The following is a 21,445-nucleotide window of genomic DNA, read 5'->3' as shown; positions in this document are numbered from 1 at the left end:
GCGCCGGATCCGGCACCCGCGGCGGCCCGCTCGACGAGAGTGATCACAGATGAGACTGACTTTGTGCCTCCTCTTCGCGGGAGTCATGCTTGCCATCCCGGTGGTGGTTCTCCTCGGCAAGGTCCTCGAGCGGGAATCGGAAGGCGAAACCGCCGCGTATCGCCTCGGAGCCGAGTTCGTCTGGCCCGAGAGTCCACGCGCCGACGATCCCGGCGTGGCGCTGCGCATCCTCACCGAGGCGGCCACGGTGACCAACGCCGCCGTGCTGCGTACCACCGTGACCACGTCACCCTCGGAACGGAAGCACATCACGCATTACGTTCTGCTCGGTCGGGACCGGACGGCCCTGACCGACGAATTCACGTTGAGCGAGGGGCGCTGGCTGACCGCGGCCGAATCGCGCGGCGGTCCGGTGACCGTTTCCTCGGCGCGCGCCGGAGAAGCGGGCAACGTGGGTGTGCCGTCGGTCCTCGGCGACCGGTACGACCTCACGTTCGCACCATTGCGCCAAGCCTTCGACGCCTTGCCGGCCGCCGGCCGGTACGTGGTCGAGACTCCCGACCGCGCCGCCACGGAACGCTTCCTCGCCATCGTCCACCAGCGACTGGCCGAGGCGGGGGTCGCCGGCCTGACGACCGCGGATCTGACGCCGGATCCGAGCCGAGCGCCGGCCGAAAAGCGGGCGAGCCTGAATACCCTGACGGCCCTCCTCGCCGTCGCGGCAACCTTGATCATCGTCTTCATCCTCCTGCGTGAGGGGAAGCGCATCGGCGTGCTGCGGTTGCTCGGCCACCCCGCGACGCGTATCTGGTACGAAGTCGTGGGGCGAGTGCAGGCCGCGTCGATCCTCGGCGGGCTGGTCGCCTGCTCGGCCATCGTTCTCGCCGTTCCCGGTGTCGACCCGGTGTTCTTGCGTTCCCTCGCCGGCACGGTGATCCCGGTGACGGCGGCCGGATTCGCCGCAACGCTGGGTGTCGGGCTGATCGTCGTCAATCGTGTGCAAGTCCCGGACCTCGTCAAAGGAAGCCTGCAGTGAACGATCGAACGCGGCACAGCACGCCCCGGAGCCGTTCGTCCGCCGGCTTGGCCACCGCGGTGCTCGCGGTCGTGAAAGCCGTGAGCGGAGCGGTGGTGGCCGTCCTGGCCGTCTTGGCGTGGCAGCAGTTCGCCGATCTGGAGAATCAGCGGGAACAAATCGCGCCTTGGGAGAAGGTCCAAGGCTATGGAATCTTCTACCCCCGGCTCATCGGGAACGACCAGCAGGAGTTCGAAACCGGGGGCAACGCCTCGTCGGTCGCGGAGGCGCGTGACCTCTATCCCGTACTCGACCGCGCGGGAGCGATCTTCATCGACGCCGCGAACTACGAGCCCGGCGCGCCTCCGGACCCCACGTCACGCTGGCCGGCGCCGCCGATCCAGGTGAACACCAATTACCTTGAGCAGTACCCCATCCTGGACGAATCCCGGAAAGTCGTCGACATCGAAGATGACGAACGGGCCTGGGTGGTCGCCGTGCCCGAGCAGTTCAAGGCGCGCGAGGCGCAGATCAGAAAACTGCTGCGGGAAACGCGCACCGGGGGATCGGGGATCACCGGCGCGGTGCAGGCGGAAGAGCGGATAACCGGCGAACGGCCGCCGGAATGGTTCACCGATCAGCAGGTCCGGATCATCTGGACGGCCGCCGGGCAAAAGGTGTTCAGCTTCGATCCCCGGGTCAACCCCGGGGACGGGAACCGGATCACGGACCCCGTCATCCAGATCATGACGCCGTCGAACAGCCTGACAGTGGACCGGCTCAACTCCATCACCGGCGGGTTGAACACCGGGTTGAAGGTCCGCGTCGACGAAGACCCCGCGGCCGTCCTGAACGGGCTCGCCCCGAAGTTGCAGGAACTCAAGCTCGCCGACAATCTCCAGCACCTCGTGAGCGTGCACGAGGCCCTGACCACGCAGGTCAACGACGTTCACAGTGGCATCACCGAGGTCACGGTGTTCGGGGGCGCGGCCTTGTTCGTCATGGTGACGCTGACGGCGACGATCACGATCATCGGCTCCGACCGGCTGCGCGGAAGACTGGCCGTGCGCAGATTCCACGGCGTCGGTTTCGCTCGAACCTACCGGGAACTGCTTCTGACGCTGGGCGGGACCTGGCTCGGGCAAACCCTCCTCGCCGGTCTCGCACTCGTCGTACTGGCAACGAGCACCGACTCGATGCCCGGCGATCAAGCGAGCTCGTTCGACCAGGCACCGGCACTGGTGGCCGTGGCCGTCGTGACTTTGGTGATCGAGGCTCTGGTCGTCGTCGTAACCGTCCTCACGGTGGAGCGCCGAAACGCAAGTAGGCGATTGAAGGAGCTGTGACAGTGGAATTCGCCTGTGAACTCCTGGGAGTCCGGAAAAGCTACGGCGACCGGCCGGTCTTGACGGATCTCGATCTCCGGGTCGGGAAGGGGGAGTTCGTCGTCCTCACCGGCGCGAGCGGAACGGGGAAGTCCACCGTCCTCAACCTCATCGGACTGCTGGACGCCCCGGATTCCGGCAAGGTCCGCATCCTCGGCGAGGAAGCCCCAAGGCCCCGAACCCGGGCGGCGAACCTCCATCGCCGGTATCGGCTGGGGTACCTGTTCCAGAACTTCGCCCTCATCGACAACGAGTCGGTGGCGCACAACCTCCGTGTCGCACTCACCTATGCGGAGCGCGGAACACCGAAGCGGGAACGCATCGCCGAAGCGCTCGCCCGGGTGGGAATGCCGGGAGCGGAGGATCGCAAGATCTTCTCATTGTCCGGCGGCGAGCAGCAGCGCATTGCCGTGGCTCGCCTGTTGCTGAAGCCGTGCGACATAGTCCTGGCCGACGAGCCGACGGGCTCCCTCGATGCGGAGAACCGCGAAGTCATTCTCGACCTGCTGGGGAAACTCAACGAGTCCGGCAAGACCATCATCATCGCGACGCACGACGACGCTGTGGCCGACCGCTGTTCTCGCGTGGTGGACCTTTCCGGGCACCTCACCCGCCGGCGTGCTGTGGTCCGGGAACACCCGGTGGTCCGGTGACCGCTCGCTGGAGCGAAAACCAGACCGGAATTCCAAGCGTCAACCGATTTCGGGCACGAGCCCACCGTGGCGAGCACCCGAACGGTGGGGTGGCGGAGATGTCGGTGCGAGCACAGCGGGGCACCGGCTGCCTCGAAGCCGTATCGGCGGGTGTTCGTGCGACGGTCCGTACGGATCGAGGCCGGCAGCGGTCCTGGTTCACCCGTCAGCGGACCCGGATCTCGGCGATGTCGAGCGGGCTCCCGCCGTACCACGAGCCCCCGAACTCCAGGCTGTTGCTGGCCGAGGCAACCTCACGAGGTGTCGTCGAGGTGGTTTCTCATGACGTCGGATGAGCGGATGGCCTTCCGGCATACTTTGATCGACCGATGTCTTGATCCGTGGTTCGCGGGACCGTGGCCGCATGACGGTGAACGAGATCGACAAGACCTTCGCGGACCGACCGGCCGAGCCGCCGGACGCCCACGACCAGTGGAACTTCGCGGTGCGTCGCGAGACGCCGACGCAGCGGCTGGACCGCAACTACGCCGAGATCCTGCAGGAAGTGCGGGTGGCGCAGACCGGCGTGCAGCTGCTGCTCGCCTTCCTGCTCACCGTCGCCTTCACGCCGCGCTTCGCGACGCTGACCGAGTTCGAACGGCGCGTCTACGTGGCCGCGCTCGTGCTCGGGGCCGCCGCCACCGCGCTGCTGATCGCGCCGGCGGCCTTTCACCGGCTCGTCTACCAGCGGCGGCTCAAGCGGCAGCTCGTGCTCGCGTCCAGCCGGTTCGCCTTGTGCGGGCTGACCCTGCTCATGCTCTCCATCGGCTCCGCGCTCCTGCTGATCCTCAGCGTCACCCTCGGGCCCGCGCTCGCCGCGTGGTTCACCGCCGGCGCGCTCGGCTGGTTCGCGCTGTGGTGGTTCGTCGTCCCGCTGTGGAGCCGGATGCGCCACTCCGGAGACCGCTAACCCGACGCCGGGTTCCGGGTCGCTTCGCGGGCGATGTCGATGCGGGAGTGCGCCCCGAGCTTGGCCAGGATGTGCGAGACGTGGGTGGCGACCGTGCGGGGCGACAGGAACAACCGTGTCGCGATCTGCGGGTTCGACAGGCCTTCCAGCACGAGGCCGGCGATCTTGGTCTCCGTCGGTGTGAGGCTTTCCCAGCCGTGCGTGGCCTGGCGGTGCTTCACCGTCGGGCCACGCCGGATGCCGAACGTCCGGAAACGGGCGCGCAGCCGCGCCACGTCCCAGTGCGCGCCCAAGCTGCCGTACAGGTCCAGCGTGCGGGTGAAGGCGGCCCGCGCCGAGCCGCGGTCGCCGGCTTCGGCGAACGCGATCGCGGCGGCTTCCTGGGCCTTGGCGCGGGGGAGGGGACGGCCCGCGTCGCGGTAGCCGTCCGCGGCGCGCAGCAAGGTCGCCGCGTCCCGCTCGGTCATGCCGTGGCAGTAACGGCCGAGTGCCCGGCGGTGCGGGACGTCCGCCCCGGCCGTGATCGCGCGGACCCGGGCGCCGACCGCGGCCGCGGTGGCGGTGTCACCGAGTTCCACGGCCAGCCGGACGGCGTCACCGAGCAGGCCCTCTCCTTCGTCTTCGCTCGTGAGCGCGGCGGTCAGCGCGGCGAGTGCCCGGTCCGGTTCGCCGCCCTGCTCGAAGGCGAGGCTGCGCGCGAGGACCAGTGATTCCACGACCCGGCCGCCGATCCGGTCCGCGCACGGTGCCGCCGCGTCCAGGTGCCGCTGTGCCGCCGCCGTTTCGCCACGGTGGAAGTGAATGATCGCGGCGACGCCGTGGTCGCAGCACGCCACGCTCGGATCCTTGAGCTCGTCCGGGACGACGTCGACCTCCGCGACGGCGTCGTCCCACCGGCCGTTGCCCAGCAGCAGCTGCCCGAGCGCGCTCTGCGCCTGAGCCAGCCGCACCACGCTGCCGGCGCGGTCCGCGCGTTCGCGGGCCCGTTCGGCGGCGGCGAGCGCGTCGGGGTAGCGGTCGAGCGCGCCGAAGGTGACGGCCTGGTTGACGCGCAGCAGCAGGCCGAGGTCGGTGAGCGCGGGATCGTCCGAAGCGGTGGCCATCGCGCGCTCGAACAGCGGCAGCGCCGCGGTCCACTCGCCGCGCATCATCGCCACCAGGCTGAGCACGTGCAGGGCCCACCCGGTCGCCCAGTGGTCGTCGCCGGCATCGGCCAGCGCGGCGGTGGCGACCCGTGCGGCGGTGTCGACTTCGCCGAGGTCGCGATGCGTCCGGGCGGTGAGCACGAGCAGCCGTGCCCGGTGCCGGGCGGGCAGGTCCGGTGCGGTCGCGGCCTGGTTGAGCTCGGCGAGGGATTCGGCGGAGCGCCCGGTCATCGCCCGGCACTGCGTCACCGTGGTGTGCAGGTCGACGCGCAGTTCCGGATCGGCGGCCCGCGGCAGGGCGCGGACGGCGACGCGTTCGGCTTCGGCGAAGTCGCCCACCCGGTACAACGCGTCGGCCAGCCGGCAGCCCAACGCCGGGGTCGCGGCGTGGTCGTCCCGCACCGCGTGGCGCAGGAGCGCGACCGCGACTTCGGGGGCCTGGCCGATCAGCGGGACGGCCGCGCCGAGCAGCCAGCCGACGACCCAGCGCGGTACCGGCTCGCCGTCGTCTTCGCCGGACACCGTGGGCAGCAGCTGGCGGGCGACCCGCACGACCGGGGCACCGGCGTCGGCCAGTGCCCGCGCCGCGGCGCGATGCCAGACGACCCGGACCCCCGCGGGGAGCTCTTCGTACAGGGCCTGGCGGATCAGGGGATGCCGGAACGCCAGGTCGTCGCCGGCCGCCACCAGCACGCCGGCCGCCCGCGCTTCGTCGAGCGCGGCCAGGAGAACGGCCAGTTCGGTCTCGGCCACGATCGTCAGGTCCGCGACCGAGAAGCCGACGCCGAGCAGCGCAGCGGCCCGCAGCACGGTGCGCGTCCGCTCCGGCAGGAAGCCGAGCCGGTCGGCGATCGCCTCCGGCAGCGAGTCGGGGGTGGGCCCGCCGGTCAGCTCCGCGATTCCCGCCTCGTCGACGGCCAGCCCGGCGCCGCGGGTCAGGGCGTCGAGCAGTTCGGTGAGGTACAACGGGTTTCCCGCGGCGCCGTCGGCCAGCCGTGCCAGCCGGTCGCCCGGTTTGCCACCGGCCAGCTTCGCGACGAGGTCGAGCGCCGCCGGTTCGGTGAGCCGGCCGACACGCAGCCGCTCGGCGGGGCCGACGATCCGCCGCAGCGCGCGCAGGTCGTCGCGGCGGGGCACCGGGCGCAGCACGCCGATCAGGAGCAGGGGCAGCTGCCGGACCGAGCGGGCGAGCCTGCCCCACACCGCCACAGTCGCGCGGTCGGCCCACTGCAGCTCGTCGACCACCAGCACCACCGGGCCGGCCTGGCAGAGCTCGTCGACCAGGGTCAGCAGCTGTTCGGCGGCCGCCGCGGCGAGATCCGTTCCCGTGCCCCGCGCGGTGTCGCCGCGCAGGAGCCCGGCGATGGCTCCCCGCCGGGGATCCGGCGCGGACCCGGTGATCCGCAGCGCGTCCAGCAGGGGGAGCAGGGGCAGCGCCTGGCCCAGTTCGTCGCCGGCGCCCCGGAAGACCTGGCAGCCGGACCGGGTGGCGACCGCGCACGCGGCCCGGACGAGGGTGGACTTGCCGATGCCCGGCTCGCCGTCCACCAGGACCGCCCGCCCGCGGCCGGCGGCCACGTCGCGCACCCAGCTCGCCAGCCGGGACAGCTCACCGTCCCGGCCGATCAGGAGGTCGACACCGTCCGTGAGCGGTTGCACACACTCGATAATAGAAGAAGAACAGTTGCTGAACAAGAGGTGTACTGAGTATTGCCGCGCGACTGTTCGGAAACCCGCTGTTCCGATTCTCGAAATTTGCGGTTCGGCCATTGTTCGAAAATCCGCCCGGGCATGATTTGGCCGCCTGGCGTTGGCGGGTCCTTAACCATCCGTTGTCGGCCGGTTGTGCCGGGCCTGGGAGCGTCTGCCGGGCACGGAAGTCAGTTTCGTCCCGATTGACCACCGGAGGAATGATGTCGGTTCGCCGAGCGGTCGCCGCGGTCGCCTTGACCCTCTTCGCGGCTGGTGTCCTGGGAACTTCCGCGACCTTCGCCGTCGCCGCCGAGAGCGCGGCGCCTGCCGCCGTCCTCGCCGAGATGGGCTACAACGGCGTGTCGCCCGATGAAATGGGCTACAACTAAGGGCTGTCCGGTCCTGCGGCCGCGGTGGGAAGAACATTCCGGCCGCGGCCGTCCCGTTGTTGCGGAGAATTGACTGTAACGAACGAACCGGCTCGATAGACTTCCCGGGCGAAACGTCCGCTTCTCGCGGCGGAATCCCCTCCGGAGGTCCGATTCGGTGACGACCGAGAGCCCCACCCTCGAAGAGCCGCACCTCACCGTCCGGCCCCGCCCCTCGGCCTTCTTCCTGCGGCGCCGGTTCCTGCGGTCGTTCGGCCCGGTCCTGGGCCTGGCGGTCGCCGGGCTGGTCACGCTGCTGCTGTCGGGCAACGTCCTCGTCCCGTTCGAACGGACCCTGGAACTGGCCGGCAAGATGGGCTCCAAGGCGGACTTCTTCGCGGACGCGCAGGTCCAGGAACTCCTGATGCGCCACCGCATCCGGGTCCACGTCACGCGCACGGGCTCCCGGGACGCCGCGATCCACGACCTCGACAAGTACGACTTCGCGTTCCTCTCCGGCGAACCCGCGGCCGGCCTCGTCCGCACGGCGCGGGCCGACAAGCTGGGCGGCACCGTCCGGCAGCCCTTCACCAGCCCGATCGTGCTCGCCACCTACCGCCCGTACGCCGAAGCGCTGCTGCGCAAGGGCATCGCGTCCGCGCCGCCGGGAGCCGGCGAGCCGCTCTACTACACCCTGGACACCGAGAAGCTCGTGCAGGCCATGAAGGCCGGCGCCACCTGGAACTCGCTCGGCATCGACGGGGTGAACAACAGCAACCTGGTGCTCGCCCAGACCTCGAACGTCTGCGACTCCAACTCGGGCGCGACCTACCTGACGCTGATCGCCTACCTGGAGAACGGCAGGCAGGTCCCGCTGGCCGACCCGGCCCCGGCGGGCGGACCGGCCGGCCCGGCGACGTTGCGCAACGCGCACGAGCTGGCCAACCGGGTCAAGCCGCTGCTGAACCGGCAGGGCTTCGCCTCGGCCGACCTCTCGGAGTCGTACTGGAACCTCGCCGAGGGCGACAAGCCGATCGTGGTGATCTACGAGCACCAGTACCTCGAACAGCAGCTGCGGATCAAGGCCGCGACCGGCCGCCCGGACCCCGACCACGTGCTGCTGTACCCGAAGGACAACATCCTGACGAAACCGCAGTTCGTGCCCCTGCGGCCGGAGGCGGAACGGCTCGGCGAGCTGATCACCTTCGACCCGGACCTGCAACGCCGGGCGATGGAGCTCGGCTTCGGCGTCGCCACCCCGGCGGGCAGCAACAAGAGCGGGCGGCTGTACGGCTTCCTCGCCGAACAGGGGCTGCCGACCCCGCAGCAGGCCGACAACGACAGCACCACGCCGCTGCCGGCGAACCCGGTCCTGGAAGAAATGATCAAGACCGTCGGTGACTGCCCGTGAAGCGGCTCGTCGCGGTGCTGCTGGCCGCGGTCCTGACGGCGACCGCCTGCACCGGCGGCTCGGGCGGGCAACGGCTGAGCGTGCTGGCCAGCTCCGAGCTCGCCGACCTCGGGCCGATCCTCGACGACCTGCGCGCGGACACCGGGATCCGGCTGGACCTCGACCTGCGGGGCACCGTCGACGCCGGGACCGCGCTCACCCCCGGGCAGTACCACCACGACCTCGCCTGGCTGTCCACCGACCGGTACTTCCAGCTGAAGCTGCGCAAGTCCGGCTTCACCGGCGAACGCCCGGCCGCCACGCGGATCATGCTCTCGCCCATCGTCATCGGCGTGAAGCCGCCGGTCGCCAGCGCATTGCGCAGCCGGCACGCGGACGTGTCCTGGGCGGACTTCGCCGACGCCGCCGCGGCGGGCACGTTGCGGTTCGCCATGGCCGACCCGGCCCGATCGGCGAGTGGGTTGTCCGCGCTGGTCGGCGTCGCGACCGCGGCCGCGGGTACCGGCGCCGCGCTGCGGCCGCAGGACGTCGCCTGCGACCGGCTGCGGGGGTTCCGCGCCGGGCAGTCGCTCACCGCGAACAGCTCCGGTGCGCTGGCCGACCTCTTCACCGCCCACCAGACCGACGTCGACGCCGTGATCGGCTACGAGTCCACGCTGCTGTCGCTCAACGCGAGCGGGAAGCTCGCCGCGCCGCTGGAGCTGATCTACCCGCGGGACGGGATCATGCAGTCGGAGTACCCGCTGCTGTTGCTTGACCCCGGCAAGCGCGGCGCGTACGAGCGGGTCACGGACTGGCTGAAGCGGCCGGACACCCAGCGGAAGATCATGGAACGCACGCTCCGCCGTCCGGCCACCGAAGGGGTGCCGCTCGAACCACGCCTGCCGAAGAGCGTCGGCACCGCGCTGTACTTCCCCGACGACCAGGACGTCGTCGACAAGCTGCTCGCCTACTACGCGGACCCGCGGGGCCGCACGCCCGGCCGCGTCGTCTTCGTGCTCGACTTCTCCGGTTCGATGCGGGGCGGCCGGATCACCGCGCTGCGCACGGCGTTCGACGCGCTGACCGGCGCCGGCACGGCGGAGTTCGAGCGGTTCCACCGCGGCGAGAAGGTCACGATGATCCGCTTCGGCGGCCGGGTCCTCGCCGAGCGCGACTTCGCCGTCGAGGGGCCCGCCGACCTCGCGGCCGTGCGCGGCTTCCTGGACACCGAAGAATTCGACAGCGCCACGGCGGTCTGGTCGGCGTTGGCGCACGCCTACGACAAGGCGGCGGAGTTCGCGAAGACCGAGCCGGTGTCGATCGTGCTGATGACCGACGGCGAGAACAACGCGGGCCTGCGCGTGGACGAGTTCCTGCGTCGTCCTGTGCCACCCGGGGTGCACACCTACGCCGTGCGGTTCGGCGAGGCGGACCCGGCCGAACTCGGCCGGGTCGCCGCGGCGACCGGTGGCCGGCTGGCCGACGCCACGGCGACGTCCCTGCTCGACGCCTTCAAGGAGACCCGTGGCTGCCGATGACAGCTCCCGCTACTGGAGCACCTGGGGAATCTGGTGGGGCGTGTGGATCCTGACGCTGCTGCTCGTGCTGGCCGCCGCGGCGATCCTCATCCGGCACTGGCGCCGCGCGCATGGCAGGCAGGGGACCGGGCCGATCAGCGGGATCGCGTTCTACCTGCACCACAACTCGGTGATGGGCCTCTACCAGCAGGACCGCTACAGCGACGCGCTGGAGAAGGAGATCGAAAAGCGCACCAGCCGCGGCCGGTCGATCAGCGGGAAGATCAAGTTCCCGGCCGGCGAAGGCGCCGGGGAGCAGAAGAAGACCGAAGAGGTCTTCAGCCGGTACATCGAACGCGCCGAGCCGATCACCGTCATCGGCATGGTCATGGAAGTGCTGGAGAAGCGCGACGACATCGTGTACGTCAACCTCGTCAAGCGCGAACTGGTGCAGAACAAGGCCCTGGTCACCGCGCTCGGCTGGGCCGACGGGCCGGACAGCACGCGGCTGCGCACGGCACGGCTGCGCGGCCTGGACGCGTTCGTGTCGATGAAAGGCCTGTTCCGCAGGGTCCGCTCCGACGAACCCGGCTACACGACCTTCATCGCCGCCTACGGAGACCCGGCCGACCCCCTCGCCGGGCCGCGGGTGCGCTTCCGGTGCGGCATCCGCGGGTTCCGCGACGCCGACGAGGTCCCGGAGGGCACCTTCCACGCCCAGTGCCTCGGCCGCGTCGAGGACTGGGACCCGCACCGCGGGGAGCTCATCGTGCACCCCATCGCGATCTTCAAGTAGCCGCCAGCGACGCCCGGACCGCCCGCTCGACCAGGATGGGCAGGAAGGCGTGGATGCGGGCGCCGTCGAACCGCGCGCGCTCGCGATCGACCAGCGCGTGCAGCCGGGCGCGGGTGACGTTCGCGTAGTCCCGGTCCAAGCGTTCCTCGAGCTGGGCGAGGTGGACGTCGAGCTGCTCCGAGGCCATGGTGTCCAACGTGCTCATCGCTCACCTTCCGGTCGGCCGTGGTACGGACAACATGCCCCATGAGACGACCGTGAGGTGAACCCGAGGTGAACAGAAAGAATTCAAGCGCTGTTCGAAGACTCCGGTACCCGTCGGCGGCGGCGCCGGACGAACAGCGCGACGACGAGCCCGGCGAAGACCGCGACGATTGCCGCCAGTGTCCAAGGCAGCGCCCACGAGTGCGCCGCGGTGTCGGTGACCGACTGGGCCGGGCAGGAGGGCGTCAGCATCAAGACCGTGAGTGCCGCGGACCCCGGCCGGTTCACCGAGAGCATCGACGAGGCCCTGCGGCTGCGCCCCGGCCTGATCATCGGCGCCGGCAAGGACCTCGTCGACGCGCCGGCCCTGGTGACGGCCAGCCACCTCGACCGCCGGCCCGCGCGGCGGCGGCCGTCCGCGCCGGGGTGGCAAGCGTCCTCAGCGATCTGACCGGAATCGTCATCCGCCTCGGCTGATGCCCTCCGCACGGAGCCCAAGGTGAGCCTGTCGCTGGAAGTTCACCGGATCGGCACGTTTCCGGTCTCCTTCCGGCGAATTGCGGCAGTCACCATTCCGGTGCCCGTACGAGACGAGGAGGTTCCGTGCCCGCTTCCCTGCTTTCCCGGACCGCGCAGCGGCTCGCCGTGACGGTCACCGCGGTGGCTGCCACACTCGGTGTCTGCGCCACAGCCGCCGAGGCCACCGTGTACAGCTCCTGCACGCAAACCCGCTGCGCGGATGCCCGCTCGGCCAACACGACCTGGCAGAGCAAGGGCTACCCCGGCACGCGCGGCTGGTACGACTGGCCCGGCGGCAAGTGCAACTACGCGGGCGGCACCTACCAGAACCGCGAGGGCGAGCTACCGGCCGGCCATTCGTTCCGCGAGTTCGACGTGTACCCGCGCACATGCGGCGCGGCCCGCGACGCCTACCGGATCGTCGTCGACCTGACAACCGGCGTGGTGTGGTTCTCGCCCAACCACTACACGGACTTCTACAAGATCTGAGCCCGCCGAGGTCAAGGCCGTGCTCCGGCGCTCGCGGGTTCGTTCGCCGAGCACGGCCTGCCCTGTGCAGAGCTCACACGTCCCGAAGATCGGCTGCCGGACATCACCCGGCGCGGTTTGCTGCGGGTCTCCCGGTGAGATTCCGGCGGCAATCACACCAATCGCCTTGCCCGACGGACTGGTATCGGTGCGAGTCGAGCGCGTCGGCTGGTCAAGATCGTTCGTGCGGGGTGCCGGGTGGAGATTCGTGGTGGCCCGGTTGACGGAGAGACCACATGTGACGTGCAGGGTGGTGCTGCGGCCGGTGCCGTCTGAGGCCTGCTTTGGGACAGCACCGGGCTATTGCTGGGTTCTCGCTCATCGGCGCACCTCGGTGTGGGCACTTGCGGTCCGGCTGAAGTCGATGACGCACGAATCCGCGGCACCAGTGTGCCTGTCCACATGAGATTCGTGCACGGGCGCCGCCGAAGTGGCGACGCCCGCGGAGTTCACGTCGGCGAGCCGTAGCTCACGAGGTAATTGTGAGTGTCGGCGGTGGCGGGTCGCGTAGGTACCACTTCAGGACACCGCCCTTGTTGCGGACGACGCCGATCCCGTCGCCGCCGCCTGGGCCAGGCTTGGACTTCAGCCTGGCGTAAGTCGCGCCGGGCGGCTCGTCGCGTTCTCCCTTGGCCCTGTCCTCGAGCTACTGCACTGCCTCGGAGCCCCTCGGTCGTGGCCTCGTCGGCCATCGCTCAGCAGTCGAGGCGAACGGTTTCGTTGAACAGGTCGGAGAACTTGTACCAGACACCGCCCGGCCAGTCGGGTGCCCAGCTGCGGACGCCCTTGCAACCGCTGGGGATGTACACGCCGTCGGTGTCCCTGAAGTACTTCGTCGACGTCTCGCCGGGCCGGAGGAACGCACCTGACGCGTTCTCCGGTGGCCAGTTGTTGATGATCCACAGATCACCGTCGGACGAGCTGGAGTTCTTGATGGTGCCGCAGGCCGGGCCGGTGCACTCCACGGTGTCCGCCACCGGTGCCGCGGATGCCGGCGCCGAGAACATGACGACGGCCGCGGGAACGGCGACCGCGACGACGGCCGCGCACCTCGCCGGCTTGTGCCTGAATCCTGTGATCATTCTTTCCTCCGAAACCCTCAGAACCCGGGGCGCTGCACGTTCTCGGCTTTTCCGGGCGCCTGGACAGTGATCTTCATGTATCGCGCGCTCCAGGCGGTGTTGTGCGGCCCGTCCTGGAAGTAGCCGTAGTAGTTGCAGCCGAGACCGTCTCCGTACGCGGGGAACCAGCCCTGGGTCGGGTACTGCCACGAGCTGCCGTTGCTGAAGGCGGCGACCACCTGGGCGCGCACGATGTTGGTCTCCGCAGGCTCGTCCTCGATGTCACAGACGCGGAAATCGCCTTCGACCCAGGGGCCGATGCTGTCCTTGTAGGCGGTGAAGCAGCCGTAGAGGTACCCACGCTGGATATCGCGGAAGCTGACCGGCACGTTCACGCAGGTCGTGGCCAGAGCCTGTGCCGCACCACTTTGCCTGTCGCCCGGGCCGGTGGCCGCCGCGGCAGACGGAGCCGTTCCCGCGATCAGGCTTGCCATGGCCGCCAGCGCGACAACGGAAACCGCCGGTTTCTTCGTCATCATGGTGATTCACTACTCCTGAGGGTGATCGGTGAAGGACCCGGTGCACACGGTGCTGCGGTAGATCGGGGTGGCCCAGTACGACAGGCACGCCCGCATCGGGTGGTTGACGTTGTGGGCGCCGGTGGACCTGACAGCTGTCTGAGCGTCGGTGGCCGCTGTCGACGCCGGGCACTTCTCCCATGGACTCGTCGCGGTGTTCTTCCACTCGACCCAGATCGAGTCACCTCGTTGCACGCCGGTGCCTCCCGCCCCGGTCAGGAAGGCGTAGCTGTAGTCGCTGCTCCTGATGTTGACCAGCTGCAGCTTGACGGTTCGCGGCCCGTTGTGCCCGATGTCCTGAGAGAGCTCGAGGATTGCCGCGGTGAATATTCCAGGAGACCTGCACGAAACGGCGGCGGCCGGGCTCGCCGTGACGAGGAAGGCTCCGGCGGTCATTCCCAGGACCGCGAAGAACGCCGTGATCTTCTTTCTTGACAAGGTGATTCCTCCCCAAAATCGGTCCCGCACCGTGCGGGATGCCGCATGTCTAGCGCGGAAACGTTGTGCGGTATCGGCTCCTGGACACCGCACAAACAACACCGCACAATGGGCACGGGGAAGGGGAGGGGGGAACGACGGTGCCTCGGCCTGAGCGTCCGTTGAATGCCGGTGACGGTCCGGTCGCGGGGTTCGCAGCACAGCTGCGGCAGCTTCGCCAGCGCGCCGGCGGTCCGGGCTACCGGGAGCTGGCGAGGCGGGCGCACTACTCGCCGACAACCCTCGCGGAGGCCGCGCGCGGTGAGCGGTTCCCCAGCCTCGCCGTGACCGTGGCCTATGTCCGGGCGTGCGGTGGCGCGGCCGACGAGTGGAAAGCCCGCTGGCATGCGGTGTCCGCGGAGCTGGCTGCCCTCCGCGCGCCGGCTGCCGACGACGATGAGTCCGCGCCGTATCTGGGACTCAGCACGTTCCAGGCCGAGGACGCCGACCGCTTCTTCGGCCGGGAGCAGCTCGTCGCCGAGTTGGCGGCCAGGGTGTCGAACCAGCCGTTCACAGCCGTGTTCGGCGCGTCCGGTGTCGGCAAGTCGTCCTTGCTCCGCGCCGGGCTGGGGCCGCGGCTTTCCCACGTCGTCGTCATGACTCCAGGTCCCGACCCGGTCGAGGCGTGCGCGAGCTGGCTCACACGGACATCCGGCGAACCGCTGGACGCCGTCCGCGCGGAGATCACGGCGGACCCGCACGGTCTGCACCGGATGGTGCGCAAATCCTTGCCGGAAGCCGGCGACGAGTTCGTCGTCATCGTCGACCAGTTCGAGGAAGTCTTCACCCTCTGCCGGGACGAGACCGTCCGAGCCGCGTTCATCGCGATGCTGACGGCCGTCACGCGTGAGCCGTTCGGCCCGGTGCGGGTGGTGCTCGGCGTACGTGCGGACTTCCTCGCCCGGTGCGCCGAGCATTCCGATCTCGTCGCGGCACTGCGGGACGCCCAGGTGCTCGTCGGTCCTCTGAGCCCGGAGGAACTGCGGCAGGTCATCGTCAACCCGGCCCGTGAGAACGGCTATGTGCTGGAGGGTGCTTTGGTGACCGCGATGGTCGCGGAAGCGACCGGGCAGGCGGGTGCTCTCCCACTTGTCTCCCACGCACTGTTGCAGACGTGGCGGCGCAGACGCGGGAACACCCTCACTCTGGCGGGCTACCAGGCGGCCGGCGGCATCGACGGCGCCCTCGCCGCCACCGCGGAGCGGACCTACGCGGCACTCGCCGACGACCAGCAACGTGCTGCCAAGGACTTGTTCCTCCGGCTGACGGCATTCGGCGAAGAGGGCCCGCACACCCGGCGCCGGATCGCGCGCGCCGAACTGGAACCTTCCGCCGACCCGCTCCTCGACGTTCTCGCCAGGGAACGCCTGATCACCATCGCCGAGTCCACAGTGGACCTGGCGCACGAGGCGCTCATTCGTGCCTGGCCGCGGCTCGGCGGCTGGCTCGTGGACGACCGCGACGGACTCCGGGTGCACCGCCAGCTCACCGAAGCAGCGCGCGGCTGGACGGAACTCGACCGGGACGACGGTGCCCTCTACCGCGGTGCCCGCCTCGCCATCGCCAGGGAGTGGGCCGCCGACCACCGCCCGGACCTCACCTCCGTCGAGCGCGAGTTCCTCGACACGAGCGGCAGGCACGCGGACGCCGCAGCGGCGGAGGCGGCCCGGCGGGCGCGGGTGCTGCACCGCCTGACCGCCGGGCTCTCGATCCTGCTGGTGATCGCCGTCGGCCTCAGCTTCGTCGCCTGGCAGCAGCGAAGGGACGCGGTCGCGATGCACCGGATCGCCGTGTCCCGGCAGGTCGCCGGTCAGGCCGTGGCGATGCGGACGTCCCAGCCGGATATGTCGAAACTGCTGAGCACGGCGGCTTTCCGGATGTCACCGACAATGGAGGCACACGGTGCCGTGCTGAGCACCGCGGCAGCGGAGACCTACCAGTCCGAACTCCTGGGACACACCGACGCGATCTCCGAGGCCGTGTTCAGTGGCAACGGCACTGTGCTCGCCACGGTCAGCCGCGACCAGACCCTGGCCTTGTGGGACGTCACCAGGCGAGAGCTCATCGCCAGGTTGACAGGGCACGACACCTGGCTGCGAGCCGTCGCGCTGAGTCCGGACGGCCGGTACGCGATCACCGGCGGGGACGACGCCACCGCCGTCGTGTGGAACCTCGATCGGCGCACGAAGATGTCATCCCTGACCGGACATCGCGACCGGATTCGCGCGATCGTGTTCAGCCCGGACGGCCGTACCCTGGTCACCGCCGACGATTCCGGCACGATCCTGTTCTGGGAGACCGGAACCTGGACGCCGACGGCCACCGCGACCGTCTCCGGCGGGCGGGTCAGGGCGATGTCCGTCACCCCCGACGGCCGGACACTCGTGATCGCGGTCGAGGACGGGCACGCCCACTTCTGGGACCTGCCGGGCAGGACGGCGCGGTTCACCATCGCGGCGCACTCCGCGCCGATCGCGGATCTGGCCATCAGCCCGGACGGCGAGTTCCTCGCCACCGTGAGCTACGACCGGACCGTGGGTCTGTGGCGGCCTTCCGACGGAGGCGCCGTCGCCCGCATGACCGGGCACAGCAACGAGGTCAGAGCCGTCGCCTTCACCCCGGAGGGCCGATCGGTGGTTTCCACGGGAATCGACCACACGGTCATGGTGTGGGACATCCGCATGCGGGTCGCGCGGGCTCGGATGACCGGGCTCACGCACAACGTGTACGCGCTGGCGGTCCATCCTCGCACCGGCCAGGTCGCGAGCGTGGGAGAAGACCGCAAGATCGTGTTGTGGGACCTGGCCCGGCCGACGTTGTTCCTGGCCGGTGAACCCAACGACGTCGGCGACGTCAGCTACAGCCCTGACGGGCGCGTGCTGGCAACCGCAGGCGGCTCGCAGGCCATGCTGTGGGATGCACAGACCCGATCGCCGCTCGCCGTCGTGCCCGGTGCGGTGGACACGGTGGCGTTCAGCGCGGACAGCCGGTACCTGGCGGCATCCGGCGGTAACCGGTCGACGGTCGACATATGGGACACGCGGAGGATGACCCGCGTGGCCGAGCTCACCGGTCACCGGGACGCCGTGCTCGACCTGGAGTTCAGCGCCGGCGGCGCTGTGCTGGCGTCCAGTTCGATCGACCGGACCGTCATGCTGTGGGACACCAAGCGGTGGATCAGGACGGCGGAGCTGCTTGGCCACACCGGCGCTGTCAACGGTGTGACCTTCAGCCCGGACGGCCGGACACTGGCGACCGCGGGGCACGACGAGCTGGTGATGCTGTGGGACGTGCGGAACGCCAGGCACCTCGTGACCCTGATTGGCCACCAGAGCTGGGTGAGAAACGTCAGGTTCAGCCCCGACGGCCGCGTCCTCGCCTCCTCGAGCATCGACCGGACTGTTCGGCTGTGGAACGTGGCCGAGCGCAGACCGATCGCGACCCTGACCGGTCACGCCGACGCGGCGACCGGCATCGACTTCAGCCGCAACGGCCGGCTACTCGCCTTCACCAGCGAGGACCAGACTGTGTCACTGTGGGACGTTGAGAAAGGCGCCTCCGTAGCCAGGCTGAGCGGGCACACCGAACCAGCGGCCGCAGTCACGTTCAGCCCGGACAGCGGCACGCTGGCCTCCGTCGGCCGCGACCACACAGCGATCCTGTGGTCGACTCGTACCGAGGAGGCCGCTGCGCGCGTGTGCTCGGCCCTCGGCCGGGACCTGACCACCGCGGAATGGCAACGCTTCATCCCGGACATCGAACCGTTCCCGGTCTGCCCACTGTCCCGCTGACGCCCATCCCCGCCGCTTCTCGAACTGCCCGGCGGACCCGATCCGTGAGGGCCGCTCGGCGTGCCAAGCACGCAGCGTAGCGGCAAACCTTCGGTTACACCCGGCTGCCCGGATGGGCAGGCGCGGTCAGCTCAGCCGGGTGAAGACGAGGGTGGCCTCGCGGCCGCGGTCACCTGTTCGGCGAACTGGCCGGCGAGGCACGCGAGCAGGCGTCCATGTGCATGCGGGTTGAGGCCGGCCGTGCTCGCACCCGGACCAGCGTGCAGGTCGCGGGCGGATCGTGCGCCAGCGCGAACCCGAGAGGTTCCTGACCGAGCTGAGCGCGATCCGCCAGCACGACGCCGACGTCGACGACCTGCTCACCGGGAAGGGAGCGTCATCATGATCGAGGCGTTGCTATGGGGAGCCGGGCTCGGCGTCGGCTTGTGGGCGCTCGTGGTTTATGTGTTCCCGCCGCGGCCGCCGCTGCGGGCCCTGGTCGACCGGCTGCACTCGGCGCCAGCGCCGCCGCCGATCCTCACCGCGGAATCCGACGGTTGGGCGCTGCGGGTGGGCCGCCCGTTCGTCAAGCCGCTGGCTGCCCTCGGGTTGCCCAACAGCAAGCTACGCAACGACCTCGCGGTCACCGGTAAGGGCATCGAGCACCACCTGGCCGAGAAGGCGTCTCTGGCGCTGGCCGGGTTGCTGCTGCCGACCGTGATGCAGGTGCTGCTCGTCGGCGAGGACGGGTAGATCCGGACGCGGCTGTCGAGGCCGGAGGTCCGCAGCGGGCCGAGGACCGCGCGGACGGCGGAGACGATGCCGATCCGGCGGCGCTCGGCGCAGGCGCGGCTCACCGCGCCCTCGAGTGCTCGCACGCCTGCCGCCCCGAAGTACCGCTTGCTCCGCCTGTCGCGACGGCGGGCGGGAAATGACCTTCAGCTTTGCCGGTCGTCCCATTGCCTGCGTCGATCCCGGTTTCAGGTCGGCTTCGCGGAAGGATCGCCGACCATGGCTGGCAAGGAAGCCGGTGCTAGGACCACTCGTCCGGCGCGTTCGATGTGGTGAGCGCATCAGCGCGCCGACGGTCGACGACGGCGTCCGACCGGTGCGTCTCCGCTTTGCGGTGGTGTTCCGCTCCGGTGGCACCGCCCGGGTGAGCAGCGCGCTCGTGTGCTTCGGCAGAGCGTGCGCGCGGCTTCTTCGCGCTGCCGGGAATCATCCGAAGCCGGGAAGGCCCGCGACGGCTCGTCGTCTTCGACGTCGCCGTTCTCGTCGCGGTGGGCCAGCGCGTGCCGCCAATGCCTGGCGGCCTCGGCGCGCCCGGCGGCACGCCGCCCGGCTTCCGCCGCGGCCGCGCCAGGGTCGTTCGGAACGTCCACCCACCCGTGTTCCCACCGCCCGGCTCCCGTGCCGAGCCTCGCTCACGATCCCGCGGCCGCGCGGACCTCCTCCAGCACCCGGCGCAGCGGCTGCCCGGTGGCGGCCGCGGCGGCCTTCACCTCCTCGTACTCCGGCTGCGCGGTCACGACGACTCCGTCGAGGTACCCGCGCTTCACGCTCACCGGGCGCCCGCGGTAGTCCACGGTCACGCTGTCGCGCGGCAGCGACCGCCGTTCGATGGGGGACAGGCGCACGCCCAGGGTCGACGTGTGGGCGAACACCGCCGCGCAGATGCCGTCGACGCGGTCGTCCGCCGCCAGTGCCGTCAGGACCATGCCCGGCCGGCCCTTCGGGGCGGTCACCGGCGTGCACCACGCGTCGGCCGCGCCCGCGGTGCGCAGGGCCGCCAGGACGTCGGGCCACAGCCGGGGATCGAGGTCGTCCACCGTCGTCTCGACGACGGTCATCTTCGCGCGCACCCACGTCCGGTCCGGCTCCGCGGCCGACCCGACGACCACCCGGACGATGTTCGCGTGCCCCGGCGGATCGGCCGTTCCCGCGCCGACGCCGACGCCGACCGGGACGCAGGCCGGCATCGGGCCGTACGCGTCCGCCAGCGTGACGAGCAGCGCGGCCCCCGTCGGTGTGCACAGCTCCCGTGCGGCGGGGTGTGCGGCGACCGGTGCGCCCGCCGCGGTGAGCAGCGAGAGCACCGCCGGTGGCGGCACGGTGAGCCGGCCGTGCGCCGCGGTCACCGTGCCGCCGCCGACGGCGATCGGCGACACCGTCACGGTCGCCTCGAGCAGGCCCAGCGCCTGCAGGCCGAGCGCACAGCCCACGATGTCGACGATCGCGTCGAGCGCGCCGACTTCGTGGAAGTGCACGTGGTCCCGCTCGATGCCGTGCACGGCGGCTTCCGCGTCGGCCAGCGTGTCGAACACCCGGGTGGCGAAGCGTTGCGCGGCACCGGGCAGCGCGGCGGACGCGATCAGGTCGAGGATCTCCGGGAGGTGGCGGGCGTGCCGCGTCTCGGGCGCCTCGACCACGACCTGCCGCGCCCGAAGCCCGTGCCGCCGCACCACCTGTTCGGTCAGCCGGACACCCTCGACGCGGAGCCGGGCCAGGCCGTCGACGATTTCGGCGAAGTCCGCGCCCGCGTCGACCAGCGCGGCCAGCAGCATGTCGCCGGCGCAGCCGTTCCCGGCGTCGATCCACGCGACGGTCACGACGCCACCGACTGCCGCGCGACGCGGGCGGCGGCGACGCCCGCGCCGAAGCCGTTGTCGATGTTGACCGTCACCACGCCGGGGGCGCAGCTGTTCAGCATGGTCAGGAACGCGGTCAGGCCGTCGAGGTGCCAGCCGTAGCCGACGCTCGTGGGCACGGCGATCAGCGGCGTGCCGCACAGTCCACCGAGGACGGTGGGCAGCGCCGCCTCCATCCCGGCGATCGCCACCACGGCGTCGGCGCCGGCGATCCGGTCGCGTTCGGCCAGCAGGCGGTGCAGCCCGGCCACGCCGACGTCGACGACGAGATCCGGCTCCGCGCCGAACACGGCCACCGTCGTGGCGCATTCGCGGGCGACGGGCAGGTCCGACGTTCCCGCGCAGACCACGGCCACCCGGCCGCGCGGTGCCGGTACGGGCCCGAGCGTCACCGTCCGGCCGGCGTCGTCGACGCCGGCTTCCGGCAGGCGTTCCCGGCACAGCGCCCGCGCTTGCTCCCCGACCCGCGTGGCGAGCACCGCGCGGCCGGGATGGGCCTCGTGCAGCCGCGCCAGCGCGGCCGTGATCTGCTCCGGCGTCTTTCCCGCGCCGAACACCACTTCCGGATCGCCCGTGCGGGCGGCCCGGTCGAGATCCAATCGCGCGAAGCCCAGATCGGCGGTCGCCGCCGTAACCCCAGTCGTTACCACCTTCGAGACGTTAGCGTTCCGGCGCGCCGTATGTAAACTGTTTCGGGGGTGCCGTACGAATCCGGGAATGGAGTCGACCTGTGGTGATCGGCTCGTC

Annotated in this window: 20 protein-coding genes; 12 read left to right on the top strand and 8 right to left on the bottom strand. The window is 70.6% G+C overall.

Translation table 11 applies throughout. From position 1 onward, the window contains the following. Nucleotides 1–85 precede the first annotated feature (85 nt). The 4 genes from I4Q55_RS22505 (at nt 86) to I4Q55_RS22490 (ending at nt 4,002) form a co-directional block, all read left to right on the top strand. Nucleotides 86–1,036, top strand: a complete 951-nt coding sequence (locus I4Q55_RS22505; RefSeq protein ID WP_206790315.1) for a hypothetical protein — start codon at nt 86–88, stop codon at nt 1,034–1,036. Continuing rightward, nucleotides 1,033–2,361: a hypothetical protein gene (locus tag I4Q55_RS22500; RefSeq protein ID WP_206790314.1), complete on the top strand. Its 1,329-nt coding sequence runs from the start codon at nt 1,033–1,035 to the stop codon at nt 2,359–2,361. The genes I4Q55_RS22505 and I4Q55_RS22500 overlap by 4 nt, the downstream gene beginning before the upstream one ends. Further along, nucleotides 2,358–3,053, top strand: coding sequence for an ABC transporter ATP-binding protein (locus I4Q55_RS22495; RefSeq protein WP_206790313.1), 696 nt, complete (start codon nt 2,358–2,360; stop codon nt 3,051–3,053). Before I4Q55_RS22500 ends, I4Q55_RS22495 begins: the two co-directional genes overlap by 4 nt. Before the next feature lie 403 nt (nt 3,054–3,456). Further along, nucleotides 3,457–4,002 carry a DUF6328 family protein gene (locus I4Q55_RS22490; RefSeq protein ID WP_206790312.1) on the top strand — a complete coding sequence of 182 codons (546 nt, stop codon included), beginning with the start codon at nt 3,457–3,459 and terminating at the stop codon, nt 4,000–4,002. Here the strand turns inward: I4Q55_RS22490 and I4Q55_RS22485 are convergent. After that, a complete protein-coding gene (locus I4Q55_RS22485; protein WP_206790311.1) occupies nt 3,999–6,806 on the bottom strand; it encodes an AAA family ATPase in 2,808 nt (935 codons plus the stop codon). The two genes, I4Q55_RS22490 and I4Q55_RS22485, sit on opposite strands and share 4 nt — an antisense overlap. Before the next feature lie 254 nt (nt 6,807–7,060). On the opposite strand from I4Q55_RS22485, the gene I4Q55_RS22480 reads away from it, so the two are divergent. The 4 genes from I4Q55_RS22480 to I4Q55_RS22465 all read left to right on the top strand — a co-directional run bounded on the left by I4Q55_RS22480 (nt 7,061) and on the right by I4Q55_RS22465 (nt 10,913). Next, a complete protein-coding gene (locus tag I4Q55_RS22480; RefSeq protein WP_191308511.1) occupies nt 7,061–7,228 on the top strand; it encodes a hypothetical protein in 168 nt (55 codons plus the stop codon). Between the two features lie 157 nt (nt 7,229–7,385). Further along, a complete protein-coding gene (locus I4Q55_RS22475; RefSeq protein WP_206790310.1) occupies nt 7,386–8,618 on the top strand; it encodes a hypothetical protein in 1,233 nt (410 codons plus the stop codon). Next, nucleotides 8,615–10,138, top strand: a complete 1,524-nt coding sequence (locus I4Q55_RS22470; protein ID WP_206790309.1) for a substrate-binding domain-containing protein — start codon at nt 8,615–8,617, stop codon at nt 10,136–10,138. The genes I4Q55_RS22475 and I4Q55_RS22470 overlap by 4 nt, the downstream gene beginning before the upstream one ends. Continuing rightward, nucleotides 10,125–10,913: a hypothetical protein gene (locus tag I4Q55_RS22465; RefSeq protein WP_307793280.1), complete on the top strand. Its 789-nt coding sequence runs from the start codon at nt 10,125–10,127 to the stop codon at nt 10,911–10,913. Before I4Q55_RS22470 ends, I4Q55_RS22465 begins: the two co-directional genes overlap by 14 nt. Here the strand turns inward: I4Q55_RS22465 and I4Q55_RS22460 are convergent. After that, the gene (locus tag I4Q55_RS22460) at nt 10,906–11,118 is read right to left on the bottom strand and encodes a three-helix bundle dimerization domain-containing protein (protein WP_206790307.1); all 213 of its coding nucleotides are present in this window, start codon (nt 11,116–11,118) and stop codon (nt 10,906–10,908) included. The genes I4Q55_RS22465 and I4Q55_RS22460 overlap by 8 nt on opposite strands. 83 nt (nt 11,119–11,201) lie before the next feature. Next, nucleotides 11,202–11,369, bottom strand: a complete 168-nt coding sequence (locus tag I4Q55_RS22455; protein WP_206790305.1) for a hypothetical protein — start codon at nt 11,367–11,369, stop codon at nt 11,202–11,204. Between the two features lie 7 nt (nt 11,370–11,376). Between I4Q55_RS22455 and I4Q55_RS22450 the strand changes: the two genes are divergently transcribed. Next, nucleotides 11,377–11,568 carry a hypothetical protein gene (locus tag I4Q55_RS22450; protein WP_206790303.1) on the top strand — a complete coding sequence of 64 codons (192 nt, stop codon included), beginning with the start codon at nt 11,377–11,379 and terminating at the stop codon, nt 11,566–11,568. A 152-nt stretch (nt 11,569–11,720) separates the two neighbouring features. Then, entirely contained in the window at nt 11,721–12,125 is a 405-nt protein-coding gene (locus I4Q55_RS22445) for a ribonuclease domain-containing protein (protein WP_206790301.1), read from the top strand. A gap of 734 nt (nt 12,126–12,859) precedes the next feature. Here I4Q55_RS22445 and I4Q55_RS22440 read toward each other — a convergent pair. From I4Q55_RS22440 to I4Q55_RS22430, 3 genes are read right to left on the bottom strand one after another with little or no spacing between them, the layout of a single operon-like run. Further along, on the bottom strand, nt 12,860–13,246 hold the full coding sequence (locus tag I4Q55_RS22440) for a hypothetical protein (protein ID WP_206790299.1): 387 nt from the start codon (nt 13,244–13,246) through the stop codon (nt 12,860–12,862). Between the two features lie 17 nt (nt 13,247–13,263). After that, nucleotides 13,264–13,764, bottom strand: coding sequence for a hypothetical protein (locus I4Q55_RS22435; protein ID WP_206790291.1), 501 nt, complete (start codon nt 13,762–13,764; stop codon nt 13,264–13,266). Between the two features lie 9 nt (nt 13,765–13,773). Beyond that, nucleotides 13,774–14,241, bottom strand: a complete 468-nt coding sequence (locus I4Q55_RS22430; RefSeq protein WP_206790290.1) for a hypothetical protein — start codon at nt 14,239–14,241, stop codon at nt 13,774–13,776. A gap of 140 nt (nt 14,242–14,381) precedes the next feature. Here I4Q55_RS22430 and I4Q55_RS22425 point away from each other — a divergent pair, with 140 nt between their 5' ends. Together I4Q55_RS22425 and I4Q55_RS22420 are read left to right on the top strand one after the other, a co-directional pair. Further along, nucleotides 14,382–18,071, top strand: a complete 3,690-nt coding sequence (locus I4Q55_RS22425) for a helix-turn-helix domain-containing protein (RefSeq protein WP_206790289.1) — start codon at nt 14,382–14,384, stop codon at nt 18,069–18,071. A 381-nt stretch (nt 18,072–18,452) separates the two neighbouring features. After that, the gene (locus tag I4Q55_RS22420) at nt 18,453–18,803 is read left to right on the top strand and encodes a hypothetical protein (RefSeq protein WP_206790288.1); all 351 of its coding nucleotides are present in this window, start codon (nt 18,453–18,455) and stop codon (nt 18,801–18,803) included. Between the two features lie 671 nt (nt 18,804–19,474). Here the strand turns inward: I4Q55_RS22420 and larC are convergent. Next, nucleotides 19,475–20,659 (bottom strand): nickel pincer cofactor biosynthesis protein LarC, encoded by a 1,185-nt coding sequence (gene larC / locus I4Q55_RS22415; RefSeq protein WP_206790287.1) that lies wholly within the window; start codon nt 20,657–20,659, stop codon nt 19,475–19,477. Next, complete coding sequence (larB, locus tag I4Q55_RS22410) at nt 20,656–21,348, bottom strand: nickel pincer cofactor biosynthesis protein LarB (RefSeq protein ID WP_206790285.1); 693 nt, start codon at nt 21,346–21,348, stop codon at nt 20,656–20,658. The genes larC and larB overlap by 4 nt, the downstream gene beginning before the upstream one ends. Nucleotides 21,349–21,445 lie beyond the last annotated feature (97 nt).

The organism is Amycolatopsis sp. MtRt-6 (genome assembly GCF_017308975.1).
GTDB lineage: Bacteria > Actinomycetota > Actinomycetes > Mycobacteriales > Pseudonocardiaceae > Amycolatopsis.
Note: the sequence above shows the minus strand (reverse complement) of the source record. Positions and strands in the feature narration are given on the sequence as shown.